Below are 22,874 nucleotides of genomic sequence, written 5' to 3' on the forward strand. Positions count from 1 at the left end.
GCTCAGTTTCCCTTGGCCGTGTCGAAGCGGGCGAAATGGCCCTTCCAGTCGAGCTTCCTGCCGTCGACGGTCGCGCTGTGCGCCGCCGCGGCATCGGCCGAGAAGGCGATCGCCAGGGTCACCCGGCGGCCATCGGCGAGCGTGATCGTCACCAGGTCGGCATCGCCGCTGCGGACATGGCTGAAGCCCTTGACGCGGCTGTTGCTCGCCGTGGTCTTCTCCTCGCTCGCATCGTAATTGCCGTGCGGCTCGAGCAGGTTGACGAACTGGGCATTGGCCGCCCCGGTCACGCGCTCGATCAGCAGCGGCTCGCGGCGCAGGTTGAACTTGGGATCGTTCGCGCCGCTCTCGCCCAGGATCACGCTGGCACCCTCGGGCGCCAGCATCCGGTAGGTGTAGAAGCGGTTGTCGTTGATCCAGGTGACCGCGCCGTTCGCCGCACCCGGCGTGCCCGTCGCATCGACCCAGATGTGCTGATAGCCGTTCGCCTTGCCGAGCACCGGCCGATCGGCGGTGTTCGATTGCAGCGGGAAGCCGATCGCGGTGATCTGCCCGGCATAGTGCAGCGGCAGGTCATAGGTGGCGGGCTTGTCGCCGGTCACGTCGAGCAGGTCGACGATCATCGGGCTCTCGATCCCGTCGACCGGCAGCTGGATCAGCGTGCGGCGATAGCGCACGCCGGGATACGCACCGACCATCTCGGCGGTGCTCACCGTCGCCTGCGGGGTCGAGGACCAGAACAGCTGCTTGGGGGCCAGGCTGTCGCCGACCTTCCACTTGCCGCCGAAATTGCTGGTCTCGTTCACCACCAGCGTGTTGTGGGCGACGGTCTGCTTCGCCCAGGTCTCGTTTTCCTTGAGGTAGCGCCCGCCGTCCTTGCTCTCGACGTTGAGGAAGCGCGCGGCACCGTAATCGGTCACGATGGCGTGGCCGTTGTCGTAGAGAATCCAGTTCAGCTTGTCGAAATGGCCGTGACCCATGCCCATTGCGGCATTCTTGGCGACGAGCACCTGGTCGCTGTCGGTCGGGCCCGAGCGCATGATCGCCAGACCTCCCATCTCGCCCTTGGGCCCGTCGCTGAGGAACTGCGAGGCGAAGGGAAACGGCTTGGCCTTGCCCGCTGCAAGGTCGCGCGCCACTGCCAGGCCATCGGGCGTCAGCGTCGTGCGGCCCTGCCACTGCGCGATCGCGAGTAGCGCCGGGTCCTTGGTCACTTCATAGCCGATCGCGACCGACTGGTAGAGCTCGTCGGTCTTCAGGCTCTTGTCCGGCATCGCGTCGTTGAACGGGAAGAAGAAGCCGTCGTACGTGGTCTGGATCGAGGTGCGGATCGCCTTGAGGAGCACGCCGCCCCGGTGCTGGAAGATCTTCTGCTCGGGCTGGTTCGCCTCGATGAAGCGCGCGAACAGCACGAAGGGCAGCATCGCGTAGCGCTGGTAATAGGGCCCTTCGACATAATAGCCGTCGGGCGAGAAGAGCTGGTCGATCTGCGCCAGGAAGCCGAACTTGCCGTCGCGCTTCAGGCCCTTGAGCGCCACCTCGACGAAATCCTTGTCGCGCAGCGTGTAGCCGATCATGCCGACCGCGGCGCAGGCCCAGGTGGCGTGGTTATGGATCTGGTCGAACTCCTCGGCCTGGCCGGCCGAGAGGAAGGTCGCCATCGGGCGGAAGACCTTGTCGTCGATCGTCGCGCGGTCGGCGGCGCTCAGGCTGTCCCGGATCGCGTCATAGCCCTGCACGGCATAGACCGCCCACACCGCGTCGTTGAGGCTCTGCCAGAACAGCCGCCCCGGCCGCTGGTCGCTCGCCGCGGGATGGTTGCCGAGCGTCGGGTAGAGCTTGGCATATTCGAGCAGCTCGGCCTTGGCGAAATCGGCATAACGCTGCTCGCCGGTGATCCGGAAGAGGAGCCCCGCGCCATAGATGGCGGTATAGTTCCGCTTGTGCTGCTCATGCGTGTAGCCGCCGCCCGGATCCTTGGGCACCGGCACGACCACGCCGGCCTTGATCGCCTTGTCGACTTCGCGGCGGACGCGCTTCAGCTCGGCGTTGAACAGCGGATAGGCGGTGGCGTCCTTGGCGGTCGCCGCCATTTCCGCGGCACGGAACAGCGTGGGCTGGGCGCCCGGCGCAGTCTGCGCCAGCGCAGGCGTGGCGAGCAGGACAGAACCGGCGAGGAGGAACGCGATACGAGTCATCAATTGCTTCCCGGAAGCGGCGAGGCCGCGGGCTTGGCGTACCAGGAGACACCCGTCTCCTCGCGCGCGATGGGCTTGAGCGAACGGTCCGCGCCGGTCTTCGCCAGTGCCGGATCGGTGGGATAGAGCAGACCGTTGGCGGCGCGCTTGAGCGTCACCGGGCGGCGGTCCATCGCGATGGGCAGGGCGGCGGGGCCGGTCACGGACATGACATTGCCGGTGAAAGCGATCCCGGCGATGTCCGCCTTGGCGACGAACGGATCGCCGCGCTTGCGGTTGACGAACAGGTTGCCGACGAACCGCGTCGAGACCGGCGCCAGCGACAATTCCTGGTCCGCGCCATTGCCCAGAGTCACGGTGCTCGCATCGATCACGCTGTTGCGCTCGATCCGCGCATCCTCGACCTGGACATAGCGGTTGAGCGGCGAATTGGGCACGCCGTTCATCAGCGTGATCGCGCTGTACGGCCCCTCGCCGGTCACGCCTTCGAGATAGTTGTTCCGAACCAGCTGGTGCTTGTTGATCACCCGGATGCCGCTGGTGCGTTTCACGCCATTGCCGAAGAAGACATTGTCCTCGATCGTGTTGCCGTGGCCATGGCGCATCACGAACGCGCCCTGGCTCTCGACCACGACATTGCGCCGCAGGATGTTCTTGCCAGACTTGATCGAGACGATCTCAACCTCGCCGTCGCAACGCTCGAAGAAATTGTCCTCGACGATCGTGAACGAGTCGCTCTGCGATTCCTGGCTGGTGCCGATGCGGATCGTCTCGCCGCCATTCTCGCCGAGCGGGGGCCGCGGGCCGAAATAATTATGGTCGATCCGGTGGTGGTTATCGAGCGGCACGTTCGCCGCGCGGACCACGACCAGCATCGCGCCGCCATGCGCCTTGCCGACGAACTGCGAGTGATCGACGCGGTTGTTGCGGCCGTAGAGCGACACCCAATGATCGGTCTTGGCCGCGTCGGGCGGGCCATAGCTATCGACCACCACGCCGGTCAGCCGCGAATTCTCCGCCCAGCGCTTGGTGCCGTCGCGAAAGGCGATCAGCTCCTCGTCGCCGCCATGTCCGTCCTTGAAGATCAGGTTGGAAACGACGAGCCAGCTGCCCGCCATGCGCAGGCTCGACTTGCCGCTGAGGATCACCTTGCCCGGCGTCTCGGCGGTCAGCGTGATCGGCCTGGCTTCGCTGCCCTGGCCCGAGAAGCGCACCGCGAAGTCGCGCCACTCGCCATTGGCGAGCAAGATGCGGTCGCCCGGCGCCAGCGTCTTCGCCGCGGCGGCATATTCCTGCTGTGTGTGGACCAGCGTGTCGCGCGCCGCCGCCGGACAGGCAGAGACCGCAACCACCAGTATCGACAGCGCCCAAGGTCGCAACGGATCCTCCCAATCGGCTCTGATGGCCGATGTGAGTGGCCTACCAGTGAGGATCAGGGCGTGCAAGCCAATTTAAATACCAATTGACCGGACCGGATTCCAGACAGTGGTTCTATACCATTCGGCGCTTCCGGTCAGCGGCGCGGGCCGTTGGTGAACAGTGGGGCGAGCGTGACGGCAATCGCCCCGAGCAGGATCGCCGCGACCACCGGCTCGAGCGCGTCGGCGAGCCAGAAATAGACAGTCAGCCCGGCGAAGGTGGCGAGCGCCACCGCGGCGAGCAGCGATGCGGCGCGGACCAGCGGCCCGGCATGGCGCGGCCGGGCATCGATCAGGCCGCGGATCTGGTCGAGTGCCGCGGCCGAGAAGCCGGCGGCTTCGGCCCGTGCCGTCTCCGCCGCGTCGAGCGCGGCACCGTCGAGCCGGTAGAGGATGGCGAAGCGGCGCAGCGCCTCGAGCCGGGGATTGGCGAGCCCCGATACCCGGCGCGAACCGAACAGCAATGCGCCCAGCCGCTCGATCCGTCGCGGTGCGCGCAGCGAGGCGCGCCCGTCCGCCTGCGAGAGCTGGAGCGTGCGCAATTCGAGCGGGGTCAGCAGCGCGGTGGCCGGGGCGTTGCCGCCAAGCCCCTCGAGGAGCAGTGCTCCGCCATTGAGATACGCCATTGCGATTTCCTTCTGCGATCGGCCCCGCATCTAGGCGCGGTGCGCGCGCGTGATTAGCCGCCTGGACGGCATCGCAATGTTTCCGCAGCTGCAACAATCCGGATACGTGGCGCTGCCAGTTCTCCGGTCGTCCGGCACAGCCGGGCCACGCATTACCGCGATTTAATGTGAAGAGAGTTGATACTTTATAACATCGCCGTTACCGCGGCGCAGCATTCCATGTCCGGGAAGATTCGTTTGATGTTGTTGCGTCCCCTGCTGCTCACCTCCGCCGCCCTGTTCGCGCTCCCCGCTTATGCCGACGACAAGTCGGCCGCGCCGGACGCCCCGGCCGCGGCAGCCAGCACCGACGCCCCGGCAGACTCGGGCCCCGACGCGAAGCCGGCCCAGGATCACGACCAGCCCGGCGCGCAGATCGTCGTCACCGGCACCCGCGCGCGCAACACCGCCGACGTGCTGGGCGGCACCGCGGTGCTCGCCAAGGAGGAGCTGACCCGCGACCTGCGCCCGACGATCGGCGACACGCTGGCGCAGCAGCCGGGCGTCTCCGCCACTTCGTTCGGCCCCAATGCCTCCCGCCCGGTGCTGCGCGGCTTCATTGGCGCCCGCGCGCCGCTGCTGACCGACGGCATCGGCAGCATCGACGTGTCGAACACCTCGGCCGATCACGCGCCGATCATCAACCCGCTCACCGCCGACCGCATCGAGGTGCTGCGCGGCCCCACCGCGCTGATCTTCGGCCCCTCGGCGATCGGCGGCGTGGTCAACGTCATCGACAGCCGCATCCCGCGCCACATGCCCGAAGAGGCCGTCCATTTCGACGGCATCGCCAGCTATGGCAGCGCCGCCGACGAGCGCTCGGTCTCGGGCACCGCGGACGTGCCGGTGGCGAGCAAGATCGTCCTCCACGCCGATGGCAGCTTCTCGCAGACCGGCGACATGCGCACCGGCGGCTATGTCCTCAGCCGCGACCTGCGTGCCCAGGCCGCGGCGAGCGCCGATCCCGACATCCAGGACCTCGCCGACCTCAAGGGCAAGGTGCCCAACACCGCCGCCAAGACCTGGGACGTCGCCGGCGGCGCCGCGATCATCGACGGCACCAACAATCTCGGCTTCTCGGTCAGCCATTTCGACACCTTCTACGGCGTGCCGATCCGCTATTCGCTCGATCCCGCGGTCGAGGCCGAGCAGGTCCGCCTTCACGCGCAGCAGACCCGCGTCGACGTGCGCGGCGAGGTCAATATCGGCGACGGACTGTTCAAGCAGCTGCGCACCCGCTGGGCCGCGGCCGACTACCGCCACTCGGAGATCGAGGATACCGGCGCGGTCGGCACCACCTTCTTCAGCCAGGGCTATGAGGGCCGGCTCGAGCTGGTCCAGTCCGCGCGCGGCGGCTGGGAAGGCCTGGTCGGCGGCGGCTTCTCGCTGCGCGACATGCACGTCGTCGGCGACGAGAAGTTCCTGCCCAAGAATTCGGCGCAGCAGTTCAACCTGTTCACGCTCCAGTCGTTCGATGCCGGCCCGTTCAAGGGCGAAGCCTCGGCGCGCTTCGAGCATAACGACGTCAGCGCCCAGGCCGATGCCGATATCGGCAACCCGGCCTATGCGCGCAGCTTCGACAATTTCTCCGCCTCGCTCGGCGCCAGCTATGCGGTGGCCGACGGCATGCGCTTTGGTGTCAACGTCTCGCGCGCCGAGCGTGCGCCGACGCCGGAAGAGCTGTTCGCCAACGGCCCGCATGCCGGCACCCAGGCGTTCGAGATCGGCAACCCCAATTTCGGATCGGAAAAGAGCTGGGGAGTCGAGGCCACGTTCAAGGGCTCGGGCGACGGCTTCGCCTTCTCGACCGCGGCCTATTACAACTGGTTCACCGGCTATATCTACGACACGCCGACCGGCGCGGTGCAGGACGACCTGCCCGTCTTCCAGTACAATCAGGCCGATGCCCGTTACTACGGGTTCGAGGCCGAGGGATCGCTGCGCATCGCCGAAGTGAAAAGCTTCACGATCAACGCGACCGGGCTCGCCGACTATGTCCATGCCGACATCGTCGGCAACGGCCCGGCGCCGCGCATCCCGCCGCTGCGCGTCAATGGCGGGATCGAGGCCAATTCGGACCGCTTCTCGATCCGCGGCGAAGTCGAGCATGTCTTCGACCAGACCCGTATCTCTGCCTTCGAGACGCCGACCGACGGCTTCACCTTCGTCAATGCCTCGGTCTCGTGGAAGCCCTGGGGCGCGGGCTCGAACACCAGCCTGCAGCTCTCGGCGAACAACATCTTCGACGTCGAGGCCCGCCGCGCCGCGAGCGTGCTCAAGGACTATGCCCCGCTCCCCGGCCGCGACATCCGCGTCACCGCGCGCGTGCAGATCTGATCTGACCCCAATCCTCTCCCGGAGGGAGAGGGGGACCGCCGGCGCAGCCGGTGGTGGAGAGGGAACGCCACAGGCGGTATCGCCCGTGGCAAGCCCCCTCCACCAGCTTCGCTGGTCCCCCTCCCCCTCCGGGGGAGGATTGGCTATTGGCAGGTCGAATGACGCACCCCCCCGAAGCCCCGCCCAGCTCCCGCCGCCTGCCCTGGCCGATCCTGGTCGGCGCCGGTTTCGCGCTGTTCCTGCTCGGCCTGATCTGGTTCGGCCATGAGCTGACCGAGGGCGACGGCGCGCGGATCGATCAGGCGATCCTGCTGGCGATGCGCGTGCCCGGCCATCCCACCCAGCCGATCGGCCCTGCGTGGCTGCCCTCCGCGGTGCGCGACGTCACCGCGCTCGGCAGCACGACCGTGCTGACCTTCCTCGTGCTGGTGGCGGCGATCTTCCTCGGCCTGGCGGGCCGGCTGCGCACCGCGCTGCTGGTGGTCGGCGCCACGCTGCTCGGCTCGGTCGCGGTCGAGACGATCCGCGGCGTCATTGCCCGCCCCCGCCCCGAGCTGACCGGCCAGCTGATGGAAGTGACCTCGCGCAGCTTCCCGAGCGGCCACGCGGCGCTCAGCGCGATCGTCTACCTCACCCTCGCCACCTTGCTCTTCCCCGTGCTGCCAAATCGCCGCGTGCGCGCCTTCGCGGTGATCGTCGCGCTGGTCCTCACCGTCGCGGTGGGCGTCAGCCGCCTCTATCTCGGCGTCCACTGGCCGAGCGACGTCCTCGCCGGCTGGGCGTTCGGCGGCGTCTGGGCGATGCTGTGGTGGCGGATCGAGCTCGAATTGCTCAGCCGCGCCGCTGGGGGCCGTGCTTGATCGTCGCGATGTAGACCATGTCGCCCACGACCAAATAGCGCAGGACATAGGGCGGCACCGTCACCAGTTCGCGTAGGCCGGATGCGGATGGCCTGCCCCTGCTGGGAAAATCACGCAGGCTATAGCCCGCCCGGATCAGCCTGTCGGTCACGCGCTGCGCTGCCTGCGGGTCGAACTGCTGGATATAGGCTCGAATGGCATCGACCGCTTCAAGCGCTTCGGGCAGCCAGATTGCGCGAGCCATTCAGGCGGGATCGGCGTCTCTTCGGGCGTGCCCCATTTGCGCATCCAGGCGACGACCAATTCATGATCGACACCGCGACCGGCGGCGATGTCGGCCATCGCGCGGGCCTCCGAAATCGCGTCCCATTCCTCTTCGCTCACCCCCTCGGGCGGCAGCAGCGGATGTCTGGGCTCGGCGCTCATGCCGCCGATATAGCAGTTCCGCTCTCGCCCGTCAGCCCTGGCGCTCGGCGAGCTTGCGTTCCCAGGCGAGCGCATCCTTGACGATACCCTCGAGATCGTCGTGCTTCGGCCGCCAGGGCAGCGCCGCCAGGATCGCGCTGTTGTCGGCGATCAGCGCGTCGGGATCGCCCGCGCGCCGCCCCTCGAGCTTGCGCTCGATCGTCACGTTGGTCACGCGGTCGACGGCGTCGAGCACCTGCAGCACCGAGAAGCCGCGGCCATAGCCGGCGTTGAGCGTGTGGCTCTCGCTCGGCCGCGCGATCAGCAGGTCGAGCGCGTCGACATGCGCGGCGGCCAGGTCGCTGACATGGATATAGTCGCGCACCCCGGTGCCGTCGGGCGTGTCGAAATCGGTGCCGAACACGCCGACCGAGGCGCGCTTGCCCGTCGCCGCTTCCACCGCGACCTTGATCAGGTGCGTCGCCCCCGCGGTCGACTGGCCGCTGCGGCCCTGCGGATCGGCGCCCGCCACGTTGAAATAGCGCAGCGCCGCATAGTTGATCGGATGCGCCGCGGCGACGTCCTTGAGCATGATCTCGGTCATCAGCTTGGACATGCCATACGGGTTGATCGGCAGCTTGGGGCTGTCCTCGCGCACCGGCACGACCTCGGGGATGCCATAGGTCGCGGCGGTCGAGGAGAAGATGAAATGCTTCACGCCCTCCGCCACTGCGCTCTCGATCAGCGAGCGGCTGGCGGCGGTGTTGTTGCGGTAATATTTGAGCGGATCCGAGACCGACTCCGGCACCACCACCGATCCGGCGAAGTGCATGATCGCGATCACCTTATGGTCGCGGATCGCGGCGCGCACCGCCGCATCGTCCTCGATGCTCGCCACCACCAGCGCCGCACGGCGGTCGACCGCCCAGTCGAAACCGGTGACGAGATTGTCGACCACCACGACCTTCCAGCCGGCGTCGAGCAGCGCCAGCACGGCATGGCTGCCGATATAGCCTGCCCCACCCGTCACCAGCACCGTGCCTTCGCGCATTGTTCAAATCCCGACCTTTGTTCCGGCCCCGCTCAATCCTATCTATGCGTCGATAGCAAGGAGTTCGCGATGAGCATTGAAACCGCAACGCTGGCCGGCGGCTGCTTCTGGTGCACCGAGGCCGTGTTCAAGGATGTGATCGGCGTCGAGTCGGTCGAAAGCGGCTATATCGGCGGCAGCAAGGCCGATCCGACCTACAAGGAAGTCTGCTCGGGCACGACCGGCCATGCCGAGGCGATCCGCGTCGGCTTCGATACCGACCAGATCAGCTATGGCGAGATCCTCGACATCTTCCTGGCGACGCACGATCCGACCCAGCTCAACCGCCAGGGCAACGACATCGGCACCCAGTATCGCTCGGCGATCTTCCCGCACTCGACCGAGCAGGCGGCCGAGGCCGAAGCCGCGATCGAGCGCGCCCGCCCCGATTGGCCGCAACCGATCGTGACCAGCATCGAGACGCTCGGCGACTGGTGGCCCGCCGAGGACTATCACCAGGAATATTGGCAGGGCGAAGGCCAGCGCAATCCGTACTGCCTGGCGGTGATCCCGCCCAAGCTGCGCAAGCTCCGCAAGAGCTTCGCCGCCCGCAGCAAGGAAGGCGCGACGGCCTAGGCCAATTTGATTCTCCCTCGGCGAAGCCGGGGGAGGAATCGCTCATTCCGCCGGCAGCGCCTCGCCTTCCACGTCAGGGCGCTGTCCGGCCTCGGCGCCCAGCGCCTTGTAGGCAAAGCCGCCGAGCAGTCCGCCGATCGTCGGCGCGATCCAGAACCAGACCAGTTGCTGGAGCGCGATCCCGCCCTCGAGCAGCGCCGGCCCGGTCGAGCGCGCCGGATTGACCGAAGTGTTGGTCACCGGGATCGAGATCAGGTGGATCAGGGTCAGCGCCAGCCCGATCGCGATCGGCGCAAAGCCCGCCGGCGCACGGCTGTCGGTCGCGCCCATGATCACGATCAGGAACATGAAGGTGAGCACCACCTCGATCGTCATCCCCGCTTCGAACGCGAAATGCCCGGGCGAATGCTCGCCGAACCCGTTCGAGGCGAGGCCGCCCGCATAGCCCGGCGCACCGCTGGCGACATACCAGAGCAGCCCCGCCGCGATCACCGCGCCGATCACCTGCGCCGCGACATAGAGCGGGATGTCCTTCGCCGGGAAGCGCCCGCCGGCCCATAGCCCGAAGGTCACCGCCGGGTTGAGATGGCATCCCGAGATATGGCCGATCGAATAGGCCATGGTGAGCACCGTCAGGCCGAAGGCGAGGCTGACGCCCGCCAGCCCGATGCCGACATCGGGAAACGCCGCGGCGAGCACGGCGCTGCCGCATCCGCCGAAGACGAGCCAGAAGGTGCCGATCAGTTCGGCCAGCCCGCGTTGCACGTTGCGCATCCTGCCCCTCCTCGCCTGGGAAACATCGGGTCGGGATAGGCCGCGAACCCAGGGGTCGCCCATCGGGAGAAGCCCCGAGATCAGCCGCGGGGAAATGCTGCGCGGCGCAACCGGTCGTTGATCGCAGCGCCGATGCCGGTCTCGGGGATCGGCGCGACCGCTATGGCGGACGCAGCGGACGCGTCGGCACGGTGGAGCGCATCGAACAGGTTGGCGGCCGCTTCGGTCAGGTCGCCGCCGGCCGAGAGGGTCTCGTCGCCGGATACCGCGCCGAAGCCGATCAGATATGCGCCCGCGGTCACCCCGGTCACGTTCAGGCGGACCGGCTTGGACGGCGCATAATGGCTGTCGAGCTGCCCCGGTGCGGCAACCCCCTCTCCTTTCCCCGGCGAAGGCCGGGGCCCAGACTCGGACTCTGCGGCTGGGCCCCGGCCTTCGCCGGGGAACAGCGCTTCCTGGCTCAGCGGACCAGGCCGAAGGATCGTCGAGCCCATCACGATCGTCGACTCCACGCCCGCCGGCGTCGCGCCGTCGTCGATCACGAGCGGAATCCGCCCGGCAAGGCTCTTGGCGACATGCGCCGCGCGGGTGGGGCTGATGCCGCCGCTGGCATTGGCCGAGGGCGCCGCAAGCGGCTTGCCGCTCGCTTCGAGCAGCGCCTGCATCGCGCGGTGGCGCGGCACGCGTATGGCAATCGTATCGAGCCCGGCGGTGACCAGCGAAGCGATTCCCGCATCGGCGCGCACCGGCAATACCAGGGTCAGCGGCCCCGGCCAGAAGCGCGTCGCCAGCGCGCGCGCGGCATCGTCGAACACCGCGATCCGCTCGGCGGCGGCCAGGTCCGGCACATGGACGATCAGCGGGTTGAAGCTCGGCCGGCCCTTGGCGGCATAGATCCCCGCCACGGCCCGCGACTCGGTCGCGTCGGCGGCGAGCCCGTAGACGGTTTCAGTGGGCACCGCGACGCATTCACCGGCGCGAATCAGCGCGGCGGCCTCGGCGATCGCCGCCATGCCGTAGGGTAAGATGCGCGGATTTGTCGGGCTCACTTTGGGCGAGCTATACGGCGCGAAACCAGACCACAAGAGAGGCAATATGTTCACCCCCGCCACCGCCGAGCAGCGCTTCGTTCTCGAGACCATCGTCCGCCTGGGCGAGATCAGCGAGGAAGCGTCCGAAATGACCGATGCGGTGCTCGAGGGCGCGGGCCAGTTCGCTGCCGGCGAATGGGCGCCGCTCGAGCGCGAAGGCGATACCAGTGGCCCCAAATGGACCCCCGAGGGCGTGAAGATGCCGGCAGGGTTCGCCGAGGCGTACCAGGCCTATGTCGAGGGCGGCTGGGGCACGATCGGGTCGCCGGCCGAGCATGGCGGGCAGGGGCTGCCGGTCAGCCTGTCGATCGCGGTGCTCGAGACGCTCGGCACTGCGAACATGGGCTTCGCGCTCGCCCCGATCCTGACGGTCGGCGCGGTCGAGGCGCTGCTGCACCACGGCACCCCCGAGCAGCAGGCGGCCTATCTGCCCCATCTCTCGACCGGCGCCTGGACCGGCACGATGAACCTCACCGAGCCCCAGGCCGGCAGCGATGTCGGCGCGCTGCGCACCACCGCCACCCCGCTCGGCGACGGCAGCTTCAAGATCAAGGGCACCAAGATCTTCATCTCATTTGGCGACCACGACATGGCCGACAACATCGTCCACCTCGTCCTCGCCCGCACCCCCGGCGCACCGGCGGGCACCAAGGGCATCTCGCTGTTCCTGGTGCCCAAATTCCGCCTGAACGAGGATGGCACGCCGGGCGACTTCAACGACGTCCGCACGGTCTCGATCGAGCACAAGATGGGGCTGCATGCCTCGCCGACCTGCGTGCTGAGCTTCGGCGACAATGACGACTGCGTCGGCACGCTGGTCGGCCCCGAGCTCGGCGGCATCCGCGCGATGTTCACGATGATGAACAATGCCCGGCTGAACGTGGGCCTGCAGGGGGTGCAGGTCGCCGAGCGCGCCACCCAGCGCGCCGTCGCCTATGCCCGCGAGCGCGTGCAAGGCTATCGGAACGGCGCGCAGGTCGCGATCGTCGAGCATCCCGATGTCCGCCGCATGCTGCTGCGGATGAAGGCGCAGACCCAGGCGGCACGGGCTTTGGTCTATTACGCCTTCGGCCAGCTCGACCGCGCCCGCGCCGGCGATGCGGCCGCAGACAAGCGCGTCGAGCTGCTCACTCCGCTCGCCAAGGCGCATGGCACCGATCTCGGCAACGAAGTCGCGTCGCTGGGCGTCCAGGTCCATGGCGGGATGGGCTATATCGAGGAGACCGGCGCCGCCCAGCATTTCCGCGACGCGCGCATCACCCCGATCTACGAAGGCACCAACGGCATCCAGGCCGCCGACCTGGTCGGCCGCAAGCTCTCGATGGACAATGGCGGGACGTTGCTCGGCCTGCTCGCCGAGATGCGCGGCGATGCCGAGGATACCGGCCTGCTCAACTTGATCGACGCCTGCGAGGACGTCGCCCGCAATTTGCTTTCGAGCGAGATGGATGATCGGCTCGCCGCCAGCTATCCGTTCCTGACGATGCTCTCGACCGCGGTGTGCGGCTGGCTGATGGAAGCGAGCGGCCGCGCCGCGGCGCGCAGCGAGGGCGATCCGGCCTTCCTCCGGATGAAGCAGGCAGCCGCGCGCTTCTATGTCGAGCAGATCGTCCCCGAGGCGATCGGGCTCAAGGCCGCCGCGCTGGCAAAGGCGGAGATGCTCTACGCTCTCGATGCCGAGGGGTTCGCGGCATGAGACGCCCGATCGCGGGATATGGATCGCAAGCCTGTTGCTCATCGGTCCGCTCCTGCTGATCACGCTGATCTACTTCGGTTTTGTTCTCCTCTCTCCGCCTTGCTCGGAAGTCTGGGATCGGTTCTGCGGTGTCGAGCATCCGACTTCCCCGATCGCGACCTGGCGCACGGCCAGCAAGGCAAATCACCTGGTCTATGCCGGCGCGTTGGTCCTGTTACTCGGTTACGGCTGGTTCGAGACTTTCCGAGCGGCGTGGCGCGGCAGGCCCCTGAGTGCGCTGCGTCGTATTTCGGCGATCGGGGCGTTTGCGATTTGGTTGGGCCTGCTGGTCTTCTGAGGCAGATGCTCCATGCGACTCGCGCCGGCTACTCGCGCCCAAATGGTCGCTAGAGGCCGAACCAGCGCGCCAGCGCCGCCTCCCCCGCCCGCGTGACTTCAAGCGCGCGGGTGCCGGTGCGCGGGCGTACCCAGGCCTGATCGACGAAATGGCGGTACAGCGCGGTCGCCGGCGTGCCGGCCAGATGCGGGCGGCGCTCGCTCCAGTCGAGGCAGGCACGGCACGGCGCCCCCAGCGCATCCGCCGCCACGCCAATCTCGCCGAGCAGCGCGACGCCGCTACCGGTCAACGCGGCGCCGTCATGCCCCAGCACCAGCTGGCCGCGTTCGGCCATCCGCCCGGCGATCGCCACCGCCAGCTCGCCGGCGAGGTGATCATAGCAGGTGCGCGCGCGGCGCAGGCTCGTGTCGCGCGGGCCGGTGAAGGGCAGCGGCCGGCTCGCCAGCTCCTCGGCGACGCTCATCACGCTCTCGACCATCTGCGCCACCGCTGGCGTGGCGACGCGGAAATAGCGGTGGCGCCCCTGCGCGCTGGCCGCGATCATCCCCGCCTCTGCCAGCTTCGCCAGATGGCCGCTCGCCGTTTGCGGCGTCACCCCCGCAAAGCGCGCCAGCTCGCCGGCGGTGAGCGCGCGCCCGTCCATCAACGCGAACAGCATATTGGCGCGGGCAGGATCGCCCATCAGCGCGGCGGTCTCGGCAAAGGCGGAAATGCGCTGCATCGGCGCATCATGAACCGCGGCGCGCGGCAATGCTACGGTGCGAGCCGAAGCATCGCACGCCTCTCCCGCGGCACAAAAGCCGCCGAGGAGACCGCCATGCTGACCTGCTTCATCCGCTACGAGATCGAGCCCTTCGGCGCCGAGGCGTTCGCCGACTATGCCCGCGCCTGGGGCCAGGCGATTCCGCGCTGCGGCGGCGATCTGATCGGCTATTTCGGCCCCGCCGAGGGCTCCGCGACCACCGCCTATGGCGTCTACAATATCGACTCGCTCGCGGCCGTGCTGTTCGAGGCCTGGCCCGTGCCGGAGCTGAGTGACCGCTATTTCGAGCTCGCGGCGGCGCTGCGCCCCGAGCTCGATGCGATCGACGGCTTCCTCGGGATCGAGCGGTTCGAGAGCCTGGCCGAGCCCGGCAAATTGCTGTCGCTCTCCTGGTGGCGCGACGAGGCGGCGGTGGCGGCGTGGCGACGGGCCGAGCATCACCGCGCCGCCCAGGCCGAGGGGCGCACGGGCATCTTCCGCGACTATCGGCTCCGGATCGCCACCGTCGTGCGCGACTATGGCATGCACGACCGCGACCAGGCCCCCGGCAGGGTTGCAATGTAGGATTTCGCCTGCTTGGCTTGCGCAGTCGGGCTTCGGCGCCCCGGCCGCTCTTTGATTTGTTGGAAAGATAGGATCCCGCGCACGCAAGGATATTGCGAGATGCGACGCATTGGTCCGAACTGAGTCAACTCAAGCGCCGCAAGAACCCGGCCTGCGCCTGCATTTCGGGTGTTTCGCCGAGTCGCAGGGCGGCGCGCTGTAGGAACCCGGCCCTAGTTGTTGCGATTGCCGCCCGGATCGGCGCGGAAGCCATTGTCGGTGCGGGCGCAGCGCTCATCCTCGGGATGCTTCTTGCAGAGCTTGCGCAGCTCCTTGCCCTCGCGCGCTTCCTGCTCGCGCATCTTGCGGCCGTAGTTGCGGTCGGCCTCGTCCTGGCTGGTCGTCGTCCAGTCGGCGACCTGGCCTACGGCCTTGACCGGCATGGTCGCGACGTCGACCACCGTCTTGGCGATGCAGCCGCCGGTCAGCAGCGGCAGCGCTGCGACAATCGGAACCAGAAACTTGCGCATAAAACCTATCCCCCGGCGTGCGCGTGCGACCCCGCAGCCTCGTCTCGTGCCTCTACACCAATATAGGGGAAATCGGTGAAGAAACCGTCCACGCCAAGCCCGATGAAATACAGGATTTCCTCTTTGATACGACCATGTTCCATCGGATTTGCGCTGGACCGGTAGTTCGGCAAGAGGAAGAAGTTCTCCGCCCGGAACGTCCACGGATGCAGCTTCAGCCCCGCGGCATGCGCATCGGCGATCAGCGTCGTCGCCGGGCCGGCTGCCGGCTGGATCATCGTCAGCTCGGGGCCGATCCCGTACGCATAGGTCGCGACCTCCTTAAGCCCTTCCGGCGTGATCATCGCCTTGTAGCTCAGCTTGGCGCCGTCCGCCGGGCCGCCCGCACCCGCCATCAGCTGGATCAGGCGGATCCGGGTCATCGTCTTGAGCTTCTTGAGGTTGTTCACTTCGAAGGACTGGATGAACACCGGCGCATCGGCGCGGTCCCAGCCCGCCGCCTTGAGCTTGTCGACCAGCCGCTGTTCCACCGGCAGGCCGATCGAGGCGAAATAGGTCGGGTGCTTGGTCTCGGGATAGATGCCGATCGTGCGGCCGGTCGCCTTCGAGGCCTTCTTGGCGAGCGCGATCACTTCGTCGAGCGTCGGGATCTCCGCCTGGCCGTCGAACTTGGTATTCTCCGGCCGCAGCTTGGGCAGCCGCTCCTTGGCGCGCAGCGTCTTGAGCTCGGCCAGGGTGAAGTCCTCGGTGAACCAGCCGGTCATCGTCTCGCCGTCGATCGTCTTCGTCGTCTTGCGCGCGGCGAACTCGGGATGATCGGCGATGTTGGTCGTCTCGGTGATGTTGTTCTCGTGCCGGGCAACGAGCACGCCGTCCTTGGTCGGCACCAGATCGGGCTCGATGAAGTCGGCGCCCTGCTCGATCGCGCGTTCGTAGGAGAGCAAGGTGTGTTCGGGGCGCTCGCCCGAGGCGCCACGGTGGGCGATGACGATGACCTTCTCGGTATGCATGGCATGACCTTGCCCCAGCGCGGCGCCCGGCACCATCAGCAACAGCGCGGCAATCAGCGATCTCGTCACGAAACTCTCCACTCGTTACGGGGTTGGGCCTAGACCCGGCGTGTGACGGTTACGAGGCGATATGGCGGACAATGACAGCGTGCTTGCGGCGGCCCGCGCCTGGAAGGGCGAAAGGCTGGCGCTCGCCACCGTCGTCTCGACCTGGGGATCGGCGCCGCGGCCGCGGGGCAGCCATATGCTGGTGCACGAAGACGGGCGGTTCGAGGGCTCGGTCTCGGGCGGCTGTGTCGAGACCGACATCCTCCAGGCCGCCGCGGAGGTGATCGCCGGCGCGCCTGCGCTGGTCAAAAGCTACGGCGTCGCCGATCCGGCAGCCTGGGAAGTCGGCCTCCCCTGCGGCGGCGAGATCGCGGTGCTGGTCCAGCCGGTCTCGGCGACGGGTTTCCCGCCCGAATTGTTCGAGGCGATCGCGGCGGCGCGGGCGCGCGGCGAGTCCCTCGATGTGGGCACCGATCTCGCCACTGGTCGCTCCGCCACGGGGCACGGGGAGTTCGTCAACCGCTACGATCCGCCGCGCCGGTTGCTGATCGTGGGCGCGGTGCAGATCGCCCAGTCGCTCGCCGGACTCGCCCGCGAATTGGGGATTTCGACCACGATCATCGATCCGCGCGGGAGATTTTTGACCGCTGAGCGGTTTCCCGGAGTGATGCTCGACGACCGCTGGCCCGACGACGCCGTCACCGCGCTGCAGCCCGACCCCGCCACGGCGGTGGTGACGCTGAGCCACGACCCCAAGATCGACGATGCCGCTCTAGCCGCGGCGCTGCGCTTCCCGACCGGCTATGTCGCGGCGCTCGGGTCGCGGCGCAGCCACGCCGCCCGGCTCGAGCGGCTCGCGGCCGCCGGCGTCGCGCCCGCGGATCTCGAGCGGATCGAGGGTCCAGCCGGGCTCGCCCTGGGCGCGATCGGCCCCGCCGAGATCGCCCTGTCCATTGCCGCCGCCATGGTGAAGAGGTTCCATGCTGAAGCCTGACCAGGTCGCCCTGATTCTCCTCGCCGCTGGCCGTTCGCGCCGGTTCAACGACGGGGACAAGCTCGCCGAGCCGTTTCTCGACAAGCCGCTCGCCTATCATGTCGTGACCGCGCTCGAGCGCGTGCCCTTCTGCGCACGGATCGCCGTGGTGTCGGATACCGAGCTCGATTTCGCCGCGCTCGGCTATGACGTGGTCGAGAACCCCGATCCCTCGCTCGGCCAGGCACGCTCGCTGTGCCACGGCGTGTCGCGGGCAAGGGAGCTGGGCGCCGAGGCGGTGCTCGTCGCGCTCGCCGACATGCCGCGCGTCACTGCCGCGCATGTCCGCCGGATGATGGACGCCGCCTATGGGCCGGCGACGATCGTCGCCTCGTCGGACGGGGTGCGCCCGATGCCGCCGGCGCTCTTTGGCAAGGACATGTACCCCGAGTTGCTGAGCCTGCAGGGCGACCAGGGCGCGCGCGACCTGATCAAGCGCGGCCACCACGTCATCGCGCCGCCCGCCGAGCTCGTCGATGTCGACACGCAGGACGACCTCATCGAGCTGCGGTCGCTCTACGGCCTGCGCACCGACGGGCTGCCCGAGCGCCCGCCCGCGCTCATTCGTGACGAAGCGCGTCGATCGGATTGAGGCTCGCGGCGCGCCGCGCCGGAAAATAGCCGAACACCACGCCGATGATTGCCGAGATCGCAAAGGCGATCACGTTGATCTGCACGTCGAACAGGAAGGGCAGCCCGCCCAGCCACGACATGAGGATGATCGCCAGCTGCGCGAGCAGCAGCCCGATCACGCCGCCGAGCATCGACAGCACCACGGCTTCCACCAGGAACTGCATCAGCACTTCGCTCGCCACGGCGCCGATGGCGAGGCGGATGCCGATCTCGCGCGTCCGCTCGGTGACCGACACCAGCATGATGTTCATGATGCCGATGCCGCCGACGACCAGGCTGATTCCCGCCACTGCCGCGACGATCTGGGTGAGCAGGGTCGTCGTGCCGGTCAGCGTCGCGCTGATCTGGGCGGTGTCGAAGATGTTGAAGTCGTCCTGCTTGCCGCCGGTGATCTTGCGCCGTTCGCGCAACAGGTCGCTGATCGATGACTGGACCTGTGCGCTCTCATAGTCGGGATCGGTGCCGACCAGCATCAGGCTGATGTCGCGATTGCCGGTGAAACGGCGCTGGACCTGCTTGATCGGCATGATGACGACATCGTCCTGGTCGCCGCCAAAGCCGGCCTGGCCCCGCGTCGAGAGCACGCCGATCACGTTGCAGGTGATGCCGTTGACGCGCAGGCTCTTACCCACTGCATCGCCGCCGGCGAACAAATTGGTGCGCACCGTGTTGCCGATGATGCACACGCCCTTGCCGGCCTGTTCCTCGGCGCGCGTGAAGACGCGCCCCTGCACCAGCGGCCAGGGCTGGACCTTGAAATAATCGCTGGTGGTGCCGTTGATCGTCGTCGACCAGTTCGCGCCATTATAGATCGCCGTGGCGCTCGTGCCCGCCTGGGGCGCGACCGCGAGTACGCCGGTGATCTGGGTGCGGATCGCCTGGACGTCTTCTTCCTTGAAATTGGGCGGGCGCGGCCCGCCGCCGCCGCGGCCAAAGCCCTGGCCCGGACGAATCTGGAGGATGTTGGTGCCGAGCGACGAGATCTGCTGCTGGACGGCGGCGGTGGTCGCCTTGCCGAGCGTCACCATGGTGACCACCGCCGCGACGCCGATGATGATGCCGAGCGCCGTCAGGATCGAGCGCAGCTTGTGCCGCAGGATCGAGCGCAGCGCGAGGATGAAGGTGGTGCCGAACATTATTGCGTGACCGCCTCACCCTGGTGATGTTGCGCCTCGATCCGCTCGACCAGCCCGTCCTTGAAATGAACGATGGTGCGCGCGAACGCCGCCATGTCGGGCTCGTGCGTGACCATCAGCACGGTGATGTTGCTCGTCTTGTTGAGATCGGTGAGGAGTTCCATGATCTCCACCGAGCGTTCGGAATCGAGGTTGCCGGTCGGCTCGTCGGCGAGGAGCACGTCGGGATTGGTGACGATCGCTCTGGCTATGGCGACCCGCTGCTGCTGGCCACCCGACAGTTCGGCAGGGGTATGGTCCCACCATTGCTTGAGGCCGACCTTGTCGAGCGCGGCCATCGCCATCTCGCGGCGTTCCTTCTTGGGATCGCCGCGATAGAGCAACGGCAGCTCGACATTCTCGAGCGCGCTGGTGCGGGCGAGAAGGTTGAAGCCCTGGAACACGAAGCCGAGATATTTGCGCCGCAGCAGCGCGCGCTGATCGCGCTCGAGCCGCTCGACATGCACCCCCTTGAACAGGAAAGTGCCGCCCGAAGGCACGTCGAGGCAGCCCAGGATGTTCATCGTGGTCGACTTGCCCGAGCCCGAGGGGCCCATCACCGCGACGAAATCTCCCGCGGCGATATCGAGGTCGATGCCCTTCAGCGCCTGGAACTGCGTCGGGCCTTCGCCATAGACCTTAGTGACGCCGCGCAGGCGGATGAGCGGATCGCCGGCCGCGTCACTGCCCGCCACGCTGACCTCCGCTACCGCCCTGGCGCTGCCCCGAGCCGCCTGCCGCGCCGCCCGACGAACCACCGCTGCGCCGCTTTTCGGTGCCGGCCGAGGAGAGCTGGCCGGTGATCACCTTGTCGCCCGGCTTGAGATCGCCGCCGGTGATCTCGGTGACGGTGCCGTTGGTGTCGCCGGTCGTCACCTTCACAGCCTCTGGCTGCCCATCGGCGCCGAGAATATAGACTGTCTGCTGCCCGTTGCGCTCGCCGCCCGCCTGCTTGCTCGACGCACTATCGCGCCGGTTAGGGCGGCGCGGGACGAGCGCGCCTGCGATGCCGCTGCCCGAGCTGCTCGCGCTGGGGCCGCCACTCGCCGCTGGCGTGAAGCGCAGCGCCGCATTGGGCACCAGCAGAACGTTGGGCTTGGACTTGGTGATGATCTCCGCCGTCGCGGTCATCCCCGGGCGCAGCTGGAGATCGGAATTGGCAACGCTCAGGGTCGCCGCATAGGAAACCACTTGGCTTTGCGTCGTCGTGCTCGTTGTGCTGCTGCTCGACGAAGTCGAAGCCGTCAGGTTCGAGCCGAGATCGACGCGCGTGATCGTCGCCGGGAAGGTCTTGCCCGGAAAGGCATCGACGGTGAAGCTGGCGAGCTGGCCCTGCTTGACCGAGCCGACATCGGCCTCGTCGATCGCGACCTGCAGCTCCATCGCGCTCAGGTCTTCGGCGATCACGAACAGCGTTGGCGTGTTGAACGAAGCCGCGACCGTCTGGCCCTCGTCGATCTGGCGGACGAGCACCACGCCGTTCACCGGCGCGCGGATTACGGCCTTGTAGCGCTGCGTCTCGTTCGAGGAGAGCGCGGCGCGCTGCGACACTACGTTCGCCTGCGCCGAGCGGACGCCGGCGATCGCGCGCTGCACATCGGCGCGCGCGGTTTCCATCTCGACCTTGGCGGGCACCTTGCCGCCCGAAAGCCGGCTGACCTCTTCCATGCGGGCGAGATTGGCCTGCGCCTGCGCGAGCGTCGCCTGGTTCTGCGCGACGGTGGCGACTGCGGCATTCAGCGTCGCCTTGCTCTGCGTGATCGCATCGTCGAGGCGCGAGGTATCGAGCACCGCGAGCGGCTGGCCCTTTGTCACTCGGTCGTTGACGTCGACCAGCACCTTCTCGACCAGACCCGAAAGCTCGGAACCGACCTGCACCTGGTTGGTCGGCGCGAGCTTGCCAGTGGCGGAAACGGTGACGGTCAGGTTGCCGCGATCGACCTGGTCGGTCGCATATTTCGTCTCGGTGCTGGTCCCGAACAGGCGCCAGCCGAGCAGAATCACCAGCAACACGCCAAGCCCGATCAGACCCCATTTGAGCCAGCGCCGCCACCACGGCCGCGGCGGCGTGCCCAGGAAGCTGTCGAGATTCTGGTTCGGATCAGTTGCCATCGGCGGGGTTGCCTGTCGTGGGAGCAATGGGGGTAACGCTCGAATCCCAGCCGCCGCCCAGTGCCTGGTAGAGCTGGATCAGCGCGGTCGCCTCGTCCGAACGCGCGGAGACGACGCCGTTGCGCGCGGAGATGAGCGAGGCCTCGGCCGTGTTGAGCGTCGTGAAATCGGTGAGGCCCGAGCGATATTGCATGCGGGCAAGCAGCGCCTGGTTGGTCGATGCCTCGAACGCGATGGCGAACTGCTTCTCGCGCGCCTGCGCCGTCTGGAGCGCGACCACGGCGTTCTCGATATCCTCGAGGCTGGTCAGCACGGTCGACTTGTAGGCGAGGAAGGCGCCGTCCGCCGCGGCCCTGGACGCACGCACCTGGCTGGCGCGGCGGCCGCCATCGAAGATCGTCTGCGCGATATTGGCGAACAGCCGCCCGGTGATCGTGTCGAAGATCGACGAAAGCGCGCTGCTGCCCGAATCGATGCTGCCGCCGATCGACAGCGCCGGATAGAGCTGTGCCTGCGCGACGCCGATATTGGCGGTGGCGGCGGCGAGGTTGCGCTCGGCGGCGCGCACGTCCGGCCGCTGGCGCAACGCATCGGCGGGGATGCCGGCCGCGACGTCCGCCGGCCCCTTGGGGATCGGCTTCACCGCTTCCATCTCGGCCTTGAGCGCGCCCGGCGTCTGGCCGGTCAGCACCGCGAGCCGCGAGACATAGCTGTTGTAGTTGGCCTCGAGGCTGGGAATCGCCGCGGCGATCTGGGCGTTGTTGGCGCGCGCCTGCTCCTGGTCGAGCGAGGAAACGAGCCCGGCCTGCACCCGCCAGCCGGCGATCTGGAGATTGTCGCTCGAGATGCCCAGACTGTCCCGCGCATTGGCGATCTGCGCCTGCGCCACGCGGGCGAGGACATAGTTGCGCGCCGTCTCGGCCTCGACCGAGACCAGCACCGCAGCATAGTCGAACCCGCTTGCTTCATAGCTGGCCCGCGCGCTCTCGACCCCGCGGCGCACGCCGCCGAACAGGTCGACCTGGTAGCTCGCATCGGCGCCGAGGGAGAAGCTGGTGCTGCCGCCCTGGGAGAAGCTGGTCACCGTGCCGTCGGGTAGCGTCGTCGTGCTGGTGCCGCCGCGCAGCGGCTCGCTGTGCGAGATGCCGCCCGAGGCGCTGAGGCTGGGAAACAGGTCGGCGCGCTGCTGGACCAGCGACTCGCGCGCCTGGCGCAGCCGCACGACGGCCTGCGCGACGTCGAGGTTGGTCGCCTGCGCGCGCTGCACCAGGCTCGCCAGCATCGGATCGTCGAACTTGGTCCACCACTGGCTCAGATCCTCCTGCGCCTTCTGCCCGGCGGGGACCGACCAGGCATCGGGGACGCCCAGATCGCTCGCAGCGCGCGGATGATAGTCCGGGCCCACCGAACAGGCGGCGAGCGGCAGGACGAGCAGGAGACTCAGGGTTAGGGGGCGGTTGGCCATGGCACACTAGATGTTTCGGGGAACGTTTCAGTTCCAGTCTTATATTGTCGCAATATGTCTGAGCCCGCAGTTTCGTGCGGATCGGAGCGCAGCCGGAACGGATTTGGCGCTTGGC

Annotated in this window: 23 protein-coding genes; 8 read left to right on the forward strand and 15 right to left on the reverse strand. The window is 68.0% G+C overall.

Going from position 1 to position 22,874, the window contains the following annotated elements; genetic code table 11:
* Positions 1-2: 2 nt before the first annotated feature.
* From ABLE38_RS06350 to ABLE38_RS06360, 3 genes are all read right to left on the reverse strand, one after another.
* The gene (locus ABLE38_RS06350) at positions 3-2,198 is read right to left on the reverse strand and encodes an alginate lyase family protein (RefSeq protein ID WP_348973316.1); all 2,196 of its coding nucleotides are present in this window, start codon (positions 2,196-2,198) and stop codon (positions 3-5) included.
* Positions 2,198-3,577, reverse strand: coding sequence for a polysaccharide lyase 6 family protein (locus ABLE38_RS06355; RefSeq protein ID WP_348973317.1), 1,380 nt, complete (start codon positions 3,575-3,577; stop codon positions 2,198-2,200). The genes ABLE38_RS06350 and ABLE38_RS06355 overlap by 1 nt, the downstream gene beginning before the upstream one ends.
* Before the next feature lie 134 nt (positions 3,578-3,711).
* The gene (locus tag ABLE38_RS06360; RefSeq protein ID WP_348973318.1) at positions 3,712-4,242 is read right to left on the reverse strand and encodes a hypothetical protein; all 531 of its coding nucleotides are present in this window, start codon (positions 4,240-4,242) and stop codon (positions 3,712-3,714) included.
* Positions 4,243-4,482: 240 nt separating this feature from the next.
* On the opposite strand from ABLE38_RS06360, the gene ABLE38_RS06365 reads away from it, so the two are divergent.
* Together ABLE38_RS06365 and ABLE38_RS06370 are read left to right on the forward strand one after the other, a co-directional pair.
* Entirely contained in the window at positions 4,483-6,618 is a 2,136-nt protein-coding gene (locus ABLE38_RS06365; protein ID WP_348973319.1) for a TonB-dependent receptor, read from the forward strand.
* Between the two features lie 158 nt (positions 6,619-6,776).
* Positions 6,777-7,478 carry a phosphatase PAP2 family protein gene (locus ABLE38_RS06370; protein ID WP_348973320.1) on the forward strand — a complete coding sequence of 234 codons (702 nt, stop codon included), beginning with the start codon at positions 6,777-6,779 and terminating at the stop codon, positions 7,476-7,478.
* Here ABLE38_RS06370 and ABLE38_RS06375 read toward each other — a convergent pair.
* Genes ABLE38_RS06375 through galE form a run of 3 tightly spaced genes read right to left on the reverse strand, consistent with a single transcriptional unit; the run spans position 7,450 to position 8,934 of the window.
* Entirely contained in the window at positions 7,450-7,722 is a 273-nt protein-coding gene (locus ABLE38_RS06375) for a type II toxin-antitoxin system RelE/ParE family toxin (protein ID WP_348973321.1), read from the reverse strand. The genes ABLE38_RS06370 and ABLE38_RS06375 overlap by 29 nt on opposite strands.
* The gene (locus ABLE38_RS06380) at positions 7,626-7,904 is read right to left on the reverse strand and encodes a hypothetical protein (protein ID WP_348974504.1); all 279 of its coding nucleotides are present in this window, start codon (positions 7,902-7,904) and stop codon (positions 7,626-7,628) included. The genes ABLE38_RS06375 and ABLE38_RS06380 overlap by 97 nt, the downstream gene beginning before the upstream one ends.
* Positions 7,905-7,935: 31 nt before the next feature.
* Entirely contained in the window at positions 7,936-8,934 is a 999-nt protein-coding gene (galE, locus tag ABLE38_RS06385) for a UDP-glucose 4-epimerase GalE (RefSeq protein WP_348973322.1), read from the reverse strand.
* A gap of 69 nt (positions 8,935-9,003) precedes the next feature.
* Between galE and msrA the strand changes: the two genes are divergently transcribed.
* Positions 9,004-9,549 carry a peptide-methionine (S)-S-oxide reductase MsrA gene (gene msrA, locus ABLE38_RS06390; RefSeq protein WP_348973323.1) on the forward strand — a complete coding sequence of 182 codons (546 nt, stop codon included), beginning with the start codon at positions 9,004-9,006 and terminating at the stop codon, positions 9,547-9,549.
* Between the two features lie 42 nt (positions 9,550-9,591).
* On the opposite strand, the gene aqpZ is transcribed toward msrA, so the two are convergent.
* Positions 9,592-10,323, reverse strand: a complete 732-nt coding sequence (gene aqpZ / locus ABLE38_RS06395; RefSeq protein WP_348973324.1) for an aquaporin Z — start codon at positions 10,321-10,323, stop codon at positions 9,592-9,594.
* A gap of 80 nt (positions 10,324-10,403) precedes the next feature.
* Complete coding sequence (locus ABLE38_RS06400) at positions 10,404-11,336, reverse strand: L-threonylcarbamoyladenylate synthase (protein WP_348973325.1); 933 nt, start codon at positions 11,334-11,336, stop codon at positions 10,404-10,406.
* An 82-nt stretch (positions 11,337-11,418) separates the two neighbouring features.
* On the opposite strand from ABLE38_RS06400, the gene ABLE38_RS06405 reads away from it, so the two are divergent.
* The gene (locus tag ABLE38_RS06405; RefSeq protein ID WP_348973326.1) at positions 11,419-13,110 is read left to right on the forward strand and encodes an acyl-CoA dehydrogenase; all 1,692 of its coding nucleotides are present in this window, start codon (positions 11,419-11,421) and stop codon (positions 13,108-13,110) included.
* 34 nt (positions 13,111-13,144) lie between these two features.
* On the forward strand, positions 13,145-13,447 hold the full coding sequence (locus ABLE38_RS06410; RefSeq protein ID WP_348973327.1) for a hypothetical protein: 303 nt from the start codon (positions 13,145-13,147) through the stop codon (positions 13,445-13,447).
* A 49-nt stretch (positions 13,448-13,496) separates the two neighbouring features.
* On the opposite strand, the gene ABLE38_RS06415 is transcribed toward ABLE38_RS06410, so the two are convergent.
* Positions 13,497-14,168: a winged helix-turn-helix domain-containing protein gene (locus ABLE38_RS06415; protein WP_348973328.1), complete on the reverse strand. Its 672-nt coding sequence runs from the start codon at positions 14,166-14,168 to the stop codon at positions 13,497-13,499.
* 96 nt (positions 14,169-14,264) lie between these two features.
* Between ABLE38_RS06415 and ABLE38_RS06420 the strand changes: the two genes are divergently transcribed.
* Entirely contained in the window at positions 14,265-14,774 is a 510-nt protein-coding gene (locus ABLE38_RS06420) for an antibiotic biosynthesis monooxygenase (protein ID WP_348973329.1), read from the forward strand.
* A 212-nt stretch (positions 14,775-14,986) separates the two neighbouring features.
* Here ABLE38_RS06420 and ABLE38_RS06425 read toward each other — a convergent pair whose 3' ends face one another.
* Together ABLE38_RS06425 and ABLE38_RS06430 are read right to left on the reverse strand one after the other, a co-directional pair.
* On the reverse strand, positions 14,987-15,283 hold the full coding sequence (locus ABLE38_RS06425) for a hypothetical protein (protein ID WP_348973330.1): 297 nt from the start codon (positions 15,281-15,283) through the stop codon (positions 14,987-14,989).
* 5 nt (positions 15,284-15,288) lie between these two features.
* Complete coding sequence (locus ABLE38_RS06430) at positions 15,289-16,329, reverse strand: glycerophosphodiester phosphodiesterase (protein ID WP_348974454.1); 1,041 nt, start codon at positions 16,327-16,329, stop codon at positions 15,289-15,291.
* 94 nt (positions 16,330-16,423) lie between these two features.
* On the opposite strand from ABLE38_RS06430, the gene ABLE38_RS06435 reads away from it, so the two are divergent.
* Positions 16,424-17,335 carry an XdhC family protein gene (locus ABLE38_RS06435; RefSeq protein WP_348973331.1) on the forward strand — a complete coding sequence of 304 codons (912 nt, stop codon included), beginning with the start codon at positions 16,424-16,426 and terminating at the stop codon, positions 17,333-17,335.
* Entirely contained in the window at positions 17,322-17,966 is a 645-nt protein-coding gene (locus ABLE38_RS06440) for a nucleotidyltransferase family protein (protein ID WP_348973332.1), read from the forward strand. Before ABLE38_RS06435 ends, ABLE38_RS06440 begins: the two co-directional genes overlap by 14 nt.
* On the opposite strand, the gene ABLE38_RS06445 is transcribed toward ABLE38_RS06440, so the two are convergent.
* From ABLE38_RS06445 to ABLE38_RS06460, 4 genes are read right to left on the reverse strand one after another with little or no spacing between them, the layout of a single operon-like run.
* Positions 17,935-19,143, reverse strand: coding sequence for an ABC transporter permease (locus tag ABLE38_RS06445; protein ID WP_348973333.1), 1,209 nt, complete (start codon positions 19,141-19,143; stop codon positions 17,935-17,937). The genes ABLE38_RS06440 and ABLE38_RS06445 overlap by 32 nt on opposite strands.
* Entirely contained in the window at positions 19,143-19,877 is a 735-nt protein-coding gene (locus ABLE38_RS06450; RefSeq protein WP_348973334.1) for an ABC transporter ATP-binding protein, read from the reverse strand. Before ABLE38_RS06450 ends, ABLE38_RS06445 begins: the two co-directional genes overlap by 1 nt.
* A complete protein-coding gene (locus tag ABLE38_RS06455) occupies positions 19,864-21,294 on the reverse strand; it encodes an efflux RND transporter periplasmic adaptor subunit (RefSeq protein ID WP_348973335.1) in 1,431 nt (476 codons plus the stop codon). The genes ABLE38_RS06450 and ABLE38_RS06455 overlap by 14 nt, the downstream gene beginning before the upstream one ends.
* Positions 21,284-22,759, reverse strand: coding sequence for an efflux transporter outer membrane subunit (locus ABLE38_RS06460; protein WP_348973336.1), 1,476 nt, complete (start codon positions 22,757-22,759; stop codon positions 21,284-21,286). The genes ABLE38_RS06455 and ABLE38_RS06460 overlap by 11 nt, the downstream gene beginning before the upstream one ends.
* Between the last annotated feature and the right edge of the window lie 115 nt (positions 22,760-22,874).

The organism is Sphingomonas sp. KR3-1 (assembly GCF_040049295.1).
Classification (GTDB): Bacteria; Pseudomonadota; Alphaproteobacteria; order Sphingomonadales; family Sphingomonadaceae; genus Sphingomonas.